This window comes from Mesorhizobium sp. M0478 (assembly GCF_040321305.1).
GTDB lineage: Bacteria > Pseudomonadota > Alphaproteobacteria > Rhizobiales > Rhizobiaceae > Mesorhizobium.
In genome coordinates this window covers 449,626-462,880 of the sequence record NZ_JAMYRH010000002.1, presented here as the reverse complement: position 1 = coordinate 462,880, position 13,255 = coordinate 449,626, and the positions used below count along the sequence as shown (strand labels likewise).

General features: G+C 62.1%; 12 protein-coding genes. 9 read left to right on the top strand and 3 right to left on the bottom strand.

From position 1 onward, the window contains the following. Positions 1 to 14 precede the first annotated feature (14 nt). Genes NKI64_RS06625 through NKI64_RS06615 form a run of 3 tightly spaced genes read left to right on the top strand, consistent with a single transcriptional unit; the run spans position 15 to position 4,018 of the window. A complete protein-coding gene (locus NKI64_RS06625; RefSeq protein WP_023669989.1) occupies positions 15 to 1,160 on the top strand; it encodes a hypothetical protein in 1,146 nt (381 codons plus the stop codon). 59 nt (positions 1,161 to 1,219) lie between these two features. After that, positions 1,220 to 2,086, top strand: a complete 867-nt coding sequence (locus NKI64_RS06620; RefSeq protein WP_156933372.1) for a hypothetical protein — start codon at positions 1,220 to 1,222, stop codon at positions 2,084 to 2,086. A 21-nt stretch (positions 2,087 to 2,107) separates the two neighbouring features. Next, positions 2,108 to 4,018 carry an ATP-binding protein gene (locus tag NKI64_RS06615; protein WP_352667113.1) on the top strand — a complete coding sequence of 637 codons (1,911 nt, stop codon included), beginning with the start codon at positions 2,108 to 2,110 and terminating at the stop codon, positions 4,016 to 4,018. 68 nt (positions 4,019 to 4,086) lie between these two features. Here the strand turns inward: NKI64_RS06615 and NKI64_RS06610 are convergent, their stop codons facing one another. Next, the gene (locus tag NKI64_RS06610) at positions 4,087 to 4,224 is read right to left on the bottom strand and encodes a hypothetical protein (RefSeq protein WP_352667110.1); all 138 of its coding nucleotides are present in this window, start codon (positions 4,222 to 4,224) and stop codon (positions 4,087 to 4,089) included. 127 nt (positions 4,225 to 4,351) lie between these two features. Here NKI64_RS06610 and NKI64_RS06605 point away from each other — a divergent pair, with 127 nt between their 5' ends. From NKI64_RS06605 to NKI64_RS06595, 3 genes are all read left to right on the top strand, one after another. After that, a complete protein-coding gene (locus NKI64_RS06605) occupies positions 4,352 to 5,656 on the top strand; it encodes a DUF6638 family protein (RefSeq protein WP_023691610.1) in 1,305 nt (434 codons plus the stop codon). A 16-nt stretch (positions 5,657 to 5,672) separates the two neighbouring features. Further along, a complete protein-coding gene (locus tag NKI64_RS06600) occupies positions 5,673 to 6,797 on the top strand; it encodes a DUF2333 family protein (RefSeq protein ID WP_023686165.1) in 1,125 nt (374 codons plus the stop codon). A gap of 312 nt (positions 6,798 to 7,109) precedes the next feature. Next, on the top strand, positions 7,110 to 8,789 hold the full coding sequence (locus tag NKI64_RS06595; RefSeq protein ID WP_023683662.1) for a formate--tetrahydrofolate ligase: 1,680 nt from the start codon (positions 7,110 to 7,112) through the stop codon (positions 8,787 to 8,789). 74 nt (positions 8,790 to 8,863) lie between these two features. Here NKI64_RS06595 and NKI64_RS06590 read toward each other — a convergent pair whose 3' ends face one another. After that, entirely contained in the window at positions 8,864 to 9,502 is a 639-nt protein-coding gene (locus NKI64_RS06590; RefSeq protein WP_023748141.1) for an isochorismatase family protein, read from the bottom strand. A gap of 127 nt (positions 9,503 to 9,629) precedes the next feature. Here NKI64_RS06590 and NKI64_RS06585 point away from each other — a divergent pair, with 127 nt between their 5' ends. Continuing rightward, positions 9,630 to 10,625, top strand: coding sequence for a helix-turn-helix domain-containing protein (locus NKI64_RS06585; RefSeq protein WP_352667105.1), 996 nt, complete (start codon positions 9,630 to 9,632; stop codon positions 10,623 to 10,625). Positions 10,626 to 10,640: 15 nt separating this feature from the next. Here the strand turns inward: NKI64_RS06585 and NKI64_RS06580 are convergent, their stop codons facing one another. Next, positions 10,641 to 11,198, bottom strand: coding sequence for a sugar O-acetyltransferase (locus NKI64_RS06580; protein ID WP_023686169.1), 558 nt, complete (start codon positions 11,196 to 11,198; stop codon positions 10,641 to 10,643). A gap of 154 nt (positions 11,199 to 11,352) precedes the next feature. Here NKI64_RS06580 and NKI64_RS06575 point away from each other — a divergent pair, with 154 nt between their 5' ends. Both NKI64_RS06575 and NKI64_RS06570 read left to right on the top strand, forming a co-directional pair. Beyond that, complete coding sequence (locus tag NKI64_RS06575; protein WP_023686170.1) at positions 11,353 to 11,814, top strand: membrane protein; 462 nt, start codon at positions 11,353 to 11,355, stop codon at positions 11,812 to 11,814. Beyond that, the gene (locus tag NKI64_RS06570; protein ID WP_023686171.1) at positions 11,811 to 13,202 is read left to right on the top strand and encodes an FAD-containing oxidoreductase; all 1,392 of its coding nucleotides are present in this window, start codon (positions 11,811 to 11,813) and stop codon (positions 13,200 to 13,202) included. The genes NKI64_RS06575 and NKI64_RS06570 overlap by 4 nt, the downstream gene beginning before the upstream one ends. The last annotated feature ends 53 nt before the right edge of the window (positions 13,203 to 13,255 follow it).

Sequence of the window (13,255 nt, the reverse complement as noted above, 5' to 3'; positions counted from 1 at the left end):
GCGGGCACACCGGCATGACTCCCGAAAACGAAGCGGCGGCGCGCTATTTTTCCGCCATCACGGCGGCACTCAGCGGCCTCGAAGTGTTCATGCGCGACGACCGCTCGCCGCTTTACCGGCACGGCATCGTCGCCAAGATTGTCGCCGAATACATTGCCCGGCTGGACAAATCGTTTTCCTGCTGGCGCAACCGGCTCGGCTTCATGGACACGTTCCGCATTTCGCGCGCCGACAGCGGCTATCCCGTCTTCCAGAACCTGCTCGAACTGGAAAACGACCGCCGCCAGGCCGAGGCGCGGCTGGCCAACATTCCGCTGGCCGGCGAATTGCGCGAGGAAATGGCCGACTTCATCCTGCGCCACAAGGAATTCCCCGAAGCGCTGCAGAAGTCGATGGCCGAGCGGCTCTATCTCGAGGACGTCAAGAGCGAACAGACTTTTGGCCCGTTCTCGCTGGCGCAGACGGCCAAGGTCTCGGTCAATCCAAAGACCGGGCGTCCCTATTACCTCGTGCACTGGGCGAGCTTCGACGGCAGCGCCAACCTGCCGCTGGTCTACATGGTGACGGTGGAGGATTCCTCCGAAAGCATGATCCGGCAGCTCGTTGACAGCAGCGGCAAGCTCAATGAACGGGTCGACATCCCGCTGCCGGTGGACGGCCTGCTCAACCCCGAACTCGCCCATCGCTTCGACGATTTCACCGAGAAGAATTCCGCCTACACGCTTTCGCCCGCAACGATTGCGGTCAATCTCGACAAGGATTTCGAGCCGCTGCACCCTAAGCAGCTGCGCCGCGTCGTGCTCGGCCCCTTTTATTCCGCAGGCATTACGGACAACAATTCGACCGTGACCGAGGTGCTGGCCAAGGTGCGCAAACCGGAAAATGCCTGGCTGCTCACCTGGACCATCCAGGAGGTCTACTCCAAGGGCGAGAAACCCGGCCGCAAGGGGCTGTTTTCGAGCGAGAAGACGACGCAGGAATTCTTTATCAACACCGACGATCTCGAAGCCGCGCGCCAGGGTGTGTCGAGCTACGAGAACCACGCCCTGATCCCGCACGAAGCCTATCAAGCACTCTACGCCGCCGGCGAAGCTCAAAAGATCTTTTCCGGCTACAAGGTCCATATTCTGTCCAACGGACAGGTGATCAGCGATGTGTGAGGTGGCATTTTTGGTGGGCCTGACAATCTCCGGGGCGCGGTCAGGGGCAGAAGGCGATTGTGATCGAAACGGATAACCTTGCTTCCCGCAGTAATGAATCGCCCTACCGGGTTCTCGCTTGGTGGGATGTCGATATGCATATCGGTGCTTACAAGAAGCACAAACTGACCGCCCGACCATTGCGTAACCTTGAGCGCATTCTCGGACACCGGGTTCACGTTGAAAGTCGGTGGCGTCATCGAGGATTACCGGATGGGGTGCGGAAGCTTGAAGCTTTCAATTATATCGATGTTGCAGACCCGGCGCTTGCCGCGTTTTTTGTTCTTCAACAAATTTCCGGCTTATCCGAATGGTTTTCCGGGTTCGGCTACAGACCGGTTACTTCGCGGTCTGAAGATGAAAATACAGACGGTGACACGATCTGTACTTTCTATTGGTACGAATTGGATCAATATGAAGCATACCGTCACATTCGATCCGGAGGCGTCATGCTCGTTCTGGTCGAAAAATTACCTGTCCGAACACGTAATTCATCCCGTCCGATCGTTGGAATAAGACAGAGTCGGCAACCAAGATATAGCTACAATGTAAAAATCGTGATTCAGTTCTTTTGCGACAATAGACAAAAGCTTGTCGAATATCACTGGCCAAGATTGATGAAAAGATATGCATTTGAGCCAGAAGACCGTGTTGAATTCGGACCGCCATCTAACAACGGAAAACCGAATCAGATTTGCGTTAGCGCGATGTTAGCGGACCTAACTGAGTACCAGGCTGTCGCTTATTGTCTTGCACGGACTGAGCGTTGCCGTTTCAAGCTTGGAGGGCCGGGAGAGGCCATCTTTCAAGCCGAACGCTTTCCCGATCACGAACCCTTTGACGGGATGTTTTCAATTTTGCTCACGCGAGGGCAGGCACAAGAGTGAGTCGCGAGGAGGATTGATACGATGGACACCGGCCTGACCACCATCCCGGAAGCCGCAATCGAAAAGCACCGCGCCACGGCGCAGAGCTTCATCACCCGCGTCGTGGTTCTGGAAGACCCTGCGCGCGAATCCGGCACAGCACTTGCCGGCACCAATCGCCGCTTTGTCTCGACAGTCTCGGTCGGCTCGGTGCGCCGTACCCGCGAGGTCGAGCTTACCAAGACCGTCGCCGCGATCCATCCCGACGACCAGTTGATGAGCATCCCGCAGCACACGCTGCTGTTCCGCGCCCGCCGCGGCCTGGCGATAGCGCTCGCCATCTCCGACGTCTTCGCCGAGGGCTCCGACCTCGAAAGCCTCCAGGCCAAGAACACCCGTGCGCCTCTTGAGGGCGATGAGGCGGCGACCTTCAAGAAGCTTCTGTCAGCCTCTGCTTACGTTTCGGCCTTCAGCCTTGCCTCCTATCTGTTCCAGCTGATCGACAGCGATGGCGAGGCGCCCAACGATATCCCCGAACCCGACTTCCTGTTCGACACGCCGCAGGACGCGGTGAAGTCGATCGTCGCCGGTCTCGACAAGGCGATTGCGGACTCCAAGGACGATGGCGACCTGACGACGCGCGCGCGAGCTTTTGCACGGGTCGCCATTGATGGGCTGCTGGCCCGCAAAGGCCGCTTCGACGGCATCGGTCCGTTCGAGAACGCCCACATCCGCATCGACGCCGACGATTTCACCCTCGACGGCTTCGACGTCGCGCCCGGCAAGCGTTCGAAACCGCTGGTGATGACCTTCAAGAAGCCCGAAGAGGTCGTCGGCAACCACATCGCCAAATACCAGTCGGTTAAACTCGCCAAGATGCTGATGGCCTATGATTTCGAGCGCGAGCTGAACCCGTTCGTCGAGCTCGGCGGCTTCCTCTTCACCTTCATCGGCGATGGCGCGCCGGGCACCGGCAAGACGACGCTGATCCAGATGATCGCCGGCCTCGTCAACAATTATTGCCAGGTTGCCGGCTATCCCTTCGCCTATGAGAACTTCGGCGTCGACCAGATCTCGTCCTACCAAGGCAAATCCGGCCAGAATTGCCGCCAGTTCATCAACAATGTCTTGAACCCACGTGTCATCGGTTTCGGCACCGTCGACGACATCGACCAGGTGGCGGCCCGCCGCTCCGACGACCGCGCCTCGGCCGGCCAACAGGAAATCACCGGCGTCTTGATGGACGCCTTTGCCGGCGCCGGCACGGTGGTGCGCGGCAATTGCTCGTTCGGCATGTTTTCCAACTATCCCGAAAATGTCGACGATGCGCTGCGCCAGCGCGCCGGGGCCCGCTGGCTGGTCGACGGCCCACAGAGCCGCGACGACTATATCGACATCTTCGTCCTGCTTGCCGGCAAGAACCACAAGATCCCACTCGGCGACCACAAGCTCTACGCCGCGCAGGAGATCCAGCGCGCGGTGACCGAAGCCTATGAGGAGCACGAGAAGCCTCAGGAAGACGGGCTGATGAAGGTCTATGAGCGCTACATGAAGGAGAATGGCGCGCCGAAATCGATGGCCGACATCGGCACCTATCTGCACCTGATCAAGGATGCCGAGCCGCGCTTCACCGGCCGAGCCATCAAGAACGTCACCGACGCCATCAAGATGCGCGCCATGGACATCGAGCTGCCCGACGACTGGTTCGAGAAGCCGGAAGCCTTCATGCACAAGGGCTACGACGAGAAGAAAGCCATGATCGAGGAACTGCGTGGGCCGTTCTCGATGGACATGGTCATGCAGGAGATCAACCGCTACGCCGACTCGGAGTTCCGCTATTCCGACAAATCCGACGACGCCGCGGTGGAGAAGCTGCTGCGCGACGCACGCCTGCGCGAACGGGCGGGGCGCGAGATGGAGGAGATGAAGAAGAAGGGGCTGTGGAATGCGTGAGCTTCCTTCGCTGCCCGCGGGTGCTGAAAGGCTTGGCGCTAACGCTGACGCCCCCCTCTCCCCGTCCTTCACGGGGCGAGGGCAAGGGTGAGGGGCGGCGCATGCGTGGACCAGAGATCGCTACGACCATACTGGCAGCTATCGAACAGCACCTCGATCGGCATATCCGGACCAATGATCTTCGATTTATTGCCGCCAAAGGCCATGGGGAGACATGTCCTTGAATGCTAGCGCTACCCCTCACCCTTGCCCTCTCCCCGTGCAGAACGGGGAGAGGGAGGCGTCAGCGTTGGCGCTTCGCCACAACAGGCAACGCCACTCGGAACGTTCTGCATGAGCCACGCCAAAAAGCCCGACCTTCTCCGCGACAATGAGCTGATCTACGGCCGCTTGCTCACCGTCGACGAGCCGCACCTCATCCAGCGTTACAACAAGGCGCTTGTCGCCTTCGGCCTCAAACCGACCAAGCTGAAGAGCTTCCAGATCGACCGCACCGGCTTCTCGCCCGAAGTGGCCGAGGAATGCGGCGATTACGATTATCTCGACCCCAACGAGGTCAACCGCCGCTTCATCATCCTGACGCCGTCGCAGATCGATCTGCCGGTGGTGCACACCGCCTTTTCCAACACCTCGCAGCTGATGTTCGAGTTCATGTCCAAGAACCAGCGCGCCATCGATGCGCTGACGATCAAGGATGTCATCTACGGGGAGATCGAGGATTCCGTTCCCCTGGTCAACGACATCGAGGATCTGCTGTCGATCAGCCAGGTCGAGTTCAGGGTGCTTTCGGCCGAGGACGTGCTGGGCAAGGCCGCCGAACTCGGCAAGCTGGTCGACCGGCTGAAGCAGGAGCCCGATGCCTGGCGCGACAACACCATGCTGAGCCGTATGGTGGAGCTGGCGAAGGTCTGCGGCGATATCCGTGAGAATGCGCTGGTGCCCGACCAGGTGATCTTCCGCCACAACGCCTACTGGACCAGCCATTTCGGCGGCGTCTACGTCTTCGTCGATCCTGATATGACCACCGTCATCGGCGACCCGGCCGCCCCCGGCTTTCGCCGTTCGCGGCCCTGGCAGGTCAGCTATCTCTCGATCAACGATGCCGACAAGGTGTTCAAGTTCCTGGCCAGCACCGGCCGCATCGAACTGCCCCGTGCGTCATGGGTCGAAAGCTCGGGCTATCTCGAGCATCGCGCCGAGATGGTGGTGCGCGCTCTCATCCGCGACACAGAGCCGAACCGCAATTTGACCGAGGTCGACAAGGTCTGGCTGCAGACCTGGATCCATGGCCATGCCGATCTGATCACCAAGGACGGCAATTTCCCCTTTCTCAACGCCGCCAAGCGTGAGATCGCCCAGCTCGGCCATCTCAAGATCGAGGATGTGTTTCCGCAACAGCGCTTCCTGGTCGTGCGTGGCAAGCCCGACCATCCCGACGCCTGGCTGACCAACCAGCTGATCTCGGATTTCGTGCCGCAGGACTTTGTCTCGCGTTACGTCTTCAACAAGCCGGGCTTCTACAAGGACTATGACGGCTACAGCGACGCCTGGCGGTCGCATGTTGTGGACGTTCTGAAAACCACATATTTGAAAGACAAAGTGGCGTTTCGCACGCGCCTTTACGGCCTGACTGACTGAGGGGTGAACGAGAGCCATGCTTGATCCGATCGTGAATTTCTTCACCCGCATCTTCCAATGGATCGGCCGCGGCATCGGCCTCGTCATCGGCGCGATCCTGTGGCCGTTCCTCTGGGCTGGGCGCTGGTATACGCAGCGCGGCTGGATCCTGAAGGCTGTGGTCGGCCTCGCGCTTCTGGTATTGATCGGCCTCTACGCCAATTTCTTCTACGCCACCCAGTGGTGGAACAAGTTCGATCCCAACTACGTCGACAAATACACCTTCGAGAACCGCAACATTTCCGCCGGCGAACAGGTCGCCGCCGGCGCCGGCACCGACACCGCCAAGACCTGCGGCAATTCGGGCATCGCCCAGGTGGCGGCCGACCTGACGGACTTCAACGTCAACCAGAATGCCTGGATCTCGTCGATGATCCTCTACAAACTCGGCCTGTTCGGCATCGACTGGGACAACACGCCGTTCATGGACAACAAGGCCTCGTTCCAGCGCGGCATCAACCAGGCGGTGCGGCGTACCGCCACCGAGCTTGCCGACAATCTCGGCCGTGTTCGCACCACATCGCAGATCGACGGCGACCTGCAGGATGCGCGCGGCAATCTGCAGTTCGACGAGGAGACCTGGTATTTCGGCCTCAACCCGTTCGGCCCCAAGACGCCGACGCCGAGCTATTATCGCGATGCCGTCACCAAGCTACGCTCCTTCAACGCCCGCCTCGGCAGCTGCCAGGCGACGTTCGATGCCCGCGCCGACAATCTGAAGCAGTATATCGACCGCATCTCCTCCGACATCGGTTCCACCTCCGCGATCCTCAAGGAGCGCGCCGAAAACCATAACAATGGCTGGTTCGACTTCCGCGCCGACGACCGCTTCTGGTTCGCCTATGGCCAGCTCTATGCCTATTACGGCCTGATGAAGGGCGCCCAGGCCGACTTCGAGGACGTCATCAAGGAAAAGCATCTCGGCAATCTGTGGGACACGATGGATGCGCAATTCGTCTCGGCCCTGCGCATCCAGCCCTTCATCATCGCCAATGGCCGCGAGGATGGCTGGATCATGCCGACGCACCTGACGACGATGGGTTTCTACGTGCTTCGCGTGCGCTCCAACATGGTCGAGATCAGCAACGTCCTGACTCAGTAGCGTCCACAGCTTTCCCGGCGAGCGATGGCGAATTTGCGCCGTCGCCTCTGTCGCATTCCGTGCATTGGGCGGCTGTTTTGAGACGGCGGAACGTCGCGTCCTCTGGCTTCTATACGGCGCGGCAACGGAGCCAGGAAGAACCGGCGACAGGTCGGCCGGCCGCGGAGACACTTTCTTCATAGGAAACATAGTTGCATGCAAGTTGACGCCGCGGGAGCGACAGGGTTAGAACATGCCCGCGCCCTGGTTCAACATGCCTGCTAGTGAGATCAAACCCGTCCCCTCCACCGTCCAATCCGAAGGAAAGCCGTCATGGCCGAAGTGAAGTCCGACATCGAGATCGCGCGCGGCGCCAAGAAAAAGCAGATCCAGGAGATCGGCGCCAAGATCGGCATCCCGACCGAGCACCTTTTGCCCTACGGCCACGACAAGGCGAAGATTTCGGCCGAATTCATCAAATCGGTGAAGGGCAACAAGGACGGCAAGCTGATCCTCGTCACCGCCATCAACCCGACGCCGGCCGGCGAAGGCAAGACGACCACCACCGTCGGCCTCGGTGATGGCCTCAACCGCATCGGCAAGAAGGCGATCGTCTGCATCCGCGAGGCTTCGCTCGGCCCGAATTTCGGCGTCAAGGGCGGTGCCGCCGGCGGCGGCTACGCGCAGGTCGTGCCGATGGAGGACATGAACCTCCACTTCACCGGCGACTTCCACGCCATCACCACGGCGCACAATCTTCTGTCGGCGCTGATCGACAACCACATCTACTGGGGCAATGAGCTCGGCATCGACACCCGCCGCGTCGCCTGGCGCCGCGTCATGGACATGAACGACCGGGCGCTGCGCGAAATCATCTGCTCGCTCGGCGGCGTCGCCAACGGTTATCCGCGCGAGGCAGGCTTCGACATCACCGTCGCCTCTGAAGTGATGGCTATCCTGTGCCTGTCCACCGACCTCAAGGATCTGGAAAAGCGCCTCGGCGACATCATCGTCGCCTACCGCCGCGACAAGACGCCGGTCTATGCCCGCGACCTCAAGGCCGACGGCGCCATGGCGGTGCTGCTGAAGGACGCCATGCAGCCAAACCTGGTGCAGACGCTGGAGAACAACCCTGCCTTCGTGCATGGCGGCCCGTTCGCCAACATCGCGCATGGCTGCAACTCGGTGGTCGCCACCACCACGGCGCTGAAGCTCGCCGACTACGTCGTCACCGAAGCCGGCTTCGGCGCCGACCTCGGAGCCGAAAAATTCTTCGACATCAAGTGCCGCAAGGCGGGTTTGAAGCCGGCGGCTGCCGTCATCGTCGCCACCGTGCGCGCCATGAAGATGAATGGCGGCGTCAAGAAGGAAGACCTCGGCAAGGAAAACATCGAGGCAGTCAAGAAGGGCTGCCTCAATCTGGGCCGCCACATCGAGAATGTGAAACAGTTCGGCGTGCCTGCGATCGTGGCGATCAATCATTTCACCACCGATACCGAGGTGGAAATCCAGGCGATGAAGGATTTCGTCGCCTCGCTCGGCGCCGAGGCGATCCTGTGCAAGCATTGGGCCAATGGCTCTGCCGGCATTGAGGAGTTGGCGCGCAAGGTCGTCGAGATCGCCGAATCCGGCGCCTCGCAGTTCGCGCCGCTCTATCCCGACGCAATGCCGCTGTTCGAGAAGATCAACACCATCGTCCAGCGCATCTATCGCGGCGACGAGGCGATCGCCGACAAGTCGGTGCGCGACCAGCTGCATGCCTGGGAGCAGGCCGGCTACGGGCACCTGCCGGTCTGCATGGCCAAGACCCAATATTCCTTCTCGACCGACCCGAACCTGCGCGGCGCGCCGACCGGGCACACCGTGCCGGTGCGCGAGGTCAGGCTTTCGGCGGGCGCCGGCTTCGTCGTCGTCATCTGCGGCGAGGTCATGACCATGCCCGGCCTGCCCAAGGCGCCGTCCTCGGAAAAAATCTTCCTCAACGAGGCCGGCCAGATCGAAGGCCTGTTTTGAAAATTTCGAGATCGTTGCGAGATCCAAGAAGGGCGGCCACTGGCCGCCCTTTTGCTTTTCGGGGACAGATTTGCCTATGCAGCGTTGCGCGCCAGCGCGCGCTGGTTGGACGCATAGGGCGTGTCGCGTTCGGGCAAAGCACCGGTCTTCAGGCAATCGATCCATTCGGCGGTCTTGAGCACGGCCGCAAAGCGCGACTGCAGGATGATGGACACCACGCGGTGGATCTCCTCGGCCGAGGCGTAGCCGGCGCTGTTGGCGTAAGGCAGCGAACCGGTGGCGTCGGACAGGAACTCGACCGCAAAGCCGACATGCGCGGCGTGGATGATGCTCGACAGGTCGCAATTATGCGTCATGTAGCCGATCACCGTTATCGTATCGATGGTATTGGCGCGCAGCCACGCCTCGAGGTCGGTGCCGGCAAAGGCGCTAGGCAGTGACTTCTCGACATAGTGGTCGCGGCTTCGCCGGGCGATCTCGGGATGCAGTTCGCCGCCATGGCTGCCCTTGGCGAAGACTGGCGAGGTCTCGGGCGCCATCTGCTTGACGACCACCACCTTCACGCCGGCCGCAGCGGCGGCATCCATGGCGCGCGCGACATTGACGACGCTGTCGCGGAACGGCGGATACTGGATGGCGAGGTTGCCGCCATCATAATCGTTCTGGACATCGATGACGATGAGCGCGCGGCGCGGCGTGATATTGGCGGACATGGTGTTCTCCTTCGGGCTTGAATGGGACAGGTCGAAAATAGGCGGATCGCCCGACTGCCAAAAGTGGCCCGATTGACATCATTCGAAAGAATTAGGACAATTCGCTTTTCGCTTGCTGGAAACACGCATGGCCGACCCGATCATTGCCGTTCTCGCCTTTGACGGCATCAGCCCGTTCCACCTCTCCGTGCCGTGCGTGGTGTTCGGCACCGACCGCACCAAGCTTGGCTTGCCGCGTTTCGACTTTCGCGTCTGCGCGCTCGACGATGGAGCGATCCACACCGATGCCGGGCTGACCATCGCGGTGCCGTATGGCCTTTCCGCATTCGACGATGCCGACATCGTCATCATTCCGAGCTGGAAGGATCTCGAGGCCCCAATTCCGCCGCCGCTCCTGGCAGCGCTCACCCACGCGCACCGGCGCGGTGCGGTGATCGTCGGCCTCTGTCTCGGCACCTTCGCCATTGCCGCCGCCGGGCTGCTTGCGGGCCGGCGTGCGACGACACATTGGGCCTCCACCGACCGGCTGCAAACATTATACCCGGACATCGAAGTCGACGCCGACGTGCTCTATGTCGACGACGGCGACATCGTCACCTCGGCCGGCGTCGCCGCCGGGCTCGATTGCTGCCTGCACATTGTGCGCGCCCGCTATGGCGCAGAGGTAGCGCTGCGGCTGGCCAGGCACATCGTGCTGTCGCCGCACCGGCAGGGTGGGCAAGCGCAGTTCATCGAGCGCCCGCTGGCGAAAACCCCGGCCACCGACCGCTTCACCCTGGCGCTCGACACGGTGCGGGCAACGCTCGGACAAACGCACAACCTCGACCGCATCGCGGAGGCCGCGGGCCTGACCCGGCGCACTTTCACCCGCCGTTTCCAGAAATCGATCGGCACCAGCTTTGGCGAATGGTTGGCCGGCCAACGCATCGAACTGGCGCAACGGCTGCTGGAGGCGACGGAAAAATCGATGGACATGGTGGCCTTCGAAGCCGGCTTCGGCAGCGCCACCTCGCTGCGCCAGCATTTCGCCGCACGGCTCAAGACGTCACCGGCCCAATACCGGCGTGAATTCTCGCGACGAGCCGGTCCGGACGAGCGCATGGCACGCACGGCTTCATACTGACCGCCCACGACGAGTTCAGCCCCGCTTGACCGCCCGCGCCGGATTGCCGACCACCGTGGTGTTGTCAGGGACGTCGCGCGTCACCACCGCGCCGGCGCCGACTATGGCGCCATCGCCGATGCTGATGCCGCCGAGGATGATGGCGCTGCCGCCGATCCAGGCGTCATCGCCGATGGTGACCGGCCTGGCAATCTCCAGTCCCGACTGACGGCCAGCGGCCTCCTTGTGGTGCTCGGCGCAGTAGATCTGCACATTGGGGCCGAGAAGCGTCCGCCTGCCGATACGCACCGGCGCGGTATCGAGGATGGTGCAGCCGGCATTGAGGAAGGCGCCGTCGCCGAGATGGATGTTGAAACCGTAGGCGCAGTGGAACGGCGCCTCGATGCGGGAGCCTGCGCCCGCGCTGCCGAGCAGCGCCAATAGCGCCGGGCCGATATTGCCGCGTTGCTGGGGCCGTAGCGTATTATGCTCGAACACCGCATCGCGCGCGATCGCCCGCAGCGCCTCCAGTTCGTCGTCGATGCAGGTGTACCATTCGCCTGCAATCATCCTTGTGCGTTCGCTTCCGGCCATCACAGCGACTCCGTCCCTTCGTCATGTTCGACTGGTTACCAAAGTACAATGCTCGCTGATGGAAGAAGCACCATCGCCTACTCTCGTCAAACGTAGGACCTATGCTAGCTTGCCCTCGTGGGCCAGTCCCGGGCCTGCTTTCGAGGGGATCGACATGCTCTATTTGCTTGCACTTCTGATCGGCGTCATTGCCGGTCTTCGCGCCATGACCGCGCCGGGCGCGATCGCCTGGGGCGCCTATCTCGGCTGGCTGCCGGTGGCCGGCACCTGGGCAAGTTTCATGGGCCATTGGGCCGCCGTCGGTATCTTCACCATCCTCGCCATCGTCGAACTGGTCACCGACCAGCTGCCCTCGACGCCGAGCCGCAAGGTTCCGCAGCAATTCGGCGCCCGCATCCTGCTTGGCGCCTTCAGCGGCGCGGTGATCGGTGCCACTGCCGGTTCCACCATTGGCGGCCTGATTGCCGGCGCCATCGGTGCTGTCATCGGCACCTATGGCGGCGGCGAAGCGCGCGGCCGGTTGGCCGCCGCCTTCGGCAAGGATTTGCCTGCCGCCCTCATCGAGGACGCGGTGGCGATCATCGGCGGCCTGCTGATCGTGGCGGCGGTGGTATGACTGCCCAAGCCTCAGACGCCAAGACATACGACGCCATCATCATCGGCGCCGGACAGGCCGGCCCTCCTCTCGCCGGCCGGCTGACGTCAGCCGGCATGAGCGTGGCGCTGATCGAGCGCAAGCTGGTCGGCGGCACCTGCGTCAACACCGGCTGCATGCCGACCAAGACCATGGTCGCCAGCGCCTATGCCGCGCATCTGGCGCGGCGTGCCGCGGACTACGGCGTGACGTTCTCAGGCCCTGTCGGCGTGGACTACAAGAGGATCAAGGCGCGCAAGGACAAGGTCACAAACGACTCCCGCAGCAATCTGGAGACGTGGATCGCCGGCATGAAGGGCTGCACGCTTTATCGCGGCCACGCCCGCTTCGAATCCGCCAACACCGTGCGTGTCGGCGGCGACCTTCTGACCGCCGAAAAGATCTTCCTCAACACCGGCGGCCGCGCCTCGGTGCCCGACCTGCCGGGCGTCAACGACGTCGACTACCTCACCAACTCCTCGATGATGGATCTCGATGTTTTGCCGCGCCATCTTATCGTCGTCGGCGGCAGCTACATCTCTCTTGAATTCGCGCAGATGTTTCGCCGCTTCGGCTCTGAAATCACCGTCATCGAGAAGAGTTCGCGCCTGACCGGCCGCGAGGACGAGGACGTGTCGGCGGCCGTCCTATCGATCCTCGAAAACGAAGCCATAGAAGTCCATGTCGGCGCCGACGACATCCGCTTTGCCAGACAGGGCAAGGAGATCGCCGTGACCTTCTCATCCGGCAAGCCGCCGGCGGTCGGCTCGCATGTGCTTCTGGCACTCGGCCGCACCCCCAACACCGACGATCTCGGCCTCGATAAGGCCGGCGTCGCGGTCGATCTGCGCGGCTTCGTCACCGTCGACGACCAGCTGCGCACCAGCGTGCCCGGCATTTGGGCAATGGGCGACTGCAACGGCAAGGGCGCCTTCACCCACACCTCCTACAACGATTATGAGATCGTTGCCGCCAATCTGCTCGACGACGATCCGCGCAAGGTCAGCGACCGCATCGAGGCCTATGCGCTCTACATCGATCCGCCGCTCGGCCGCTGCGGCATGACCGAGGCGGCGGTGAAGAAATCCGGGCGCAAGGCGCTGGTCGGCCAGCGGCCAATGACCCGCGTCGGCCGCGCCATCGAAAAGGGCGAGACGCAAGGTTTCATGAAGATCCTGGTCGATGCCGACACCAGGCAAATCCTCGGCTGCTCCGTGCTCGGCCCCGGCGGCGACGAGGCGGTGCACTGCGTGCTCGACCTGATGTACGCCAAGGCGCCGGTCGATACGCTGGCGCGCGCCGTGCATATCCACCCCAACGTCTCGGAGCTGTTGCCAACCATCGCCCAGGAGCTGAAGCCGCTCGCCTGACATAGCTCCGCGTCAAGCTCAGCGCTTTCTGCATTGGTGCGTTGCAGCAATGT

Coding starts and splice junctions, on each gene's coding strand:
- NKI64_RS06625 (WP_023669989.1), top strand. CDS start 15: ATGACTCCCGAAAACGAAGCGGCGGCGCGCTATTTTTCCGCCATCACG.
- NKI64_RS06615 (WP_352667113.1), top strand. CDS start 2,108: ATGGACACCGGCCTGACCACCATCCCGGAAGCCGCAATCGAAAAGCAC.
- NKI64_RS06610 (WP_352667110.1), bottom strand. CDS start 4,224: ATGGCCTTTGGCGGCAATAAATCGAAGATCATTGGTCCGGATATGCCG.
- NKI64_RS06605 (WP_023691610.1), top strand. CDS start 4,352: ATGAGCCACGCCAAAAAGCCCGACCTTCTCCGCGACAATGAGCTGATC.
- NKI64_RS06600 (WP_023686165.1), top strand. CDS start 5,673: ATGCTTGATCCGATCGTGAATTTCTTCACCCGCATCTTCCAATGGATC.
- NKI64_RS06595 (WP_023683662.1), top strand. CDS start 7,110: ATGGCCGAAGTGAAGTCCGACATCGAGATCGCGCGCGGCGCCAAGAAA.
- NKI64_RS06590 (WP_023748141.1), bottom strand. CDS start 9,502: ATGTCCGCCAATATCACGCCGCGCCGCGCGCTCATCGTCATCGATGTC.
- NKI64_RS06585 (WP_352667105.1), top strand. CDS start 9,630: ATGGCCGACCCGATCATTGCCGTTCTCGCCTTTGACGGCATCAGCCCG.
- NKI64_RS06580 (WP_023686169.1), bottom strand. CDS start 11,198: ATGGCCGGAAGCGAACGCACAAGGATGATTGCAGGCGAATGGTACACC.
- NKI64_RS06575 (WP_023686170.1), top strand. CDS start 11,353: ATGCTCTATTTGCTTGCACTTCTGATCGGCGTCATTGCCGGTCTTCGC.
- NKI64_RS06570 (WP_023686171.1), top strand. CDS start 11,811: ATGACTGCCCAAGCCTCAGACGCCAAGACATACGACGCCATCATCATC.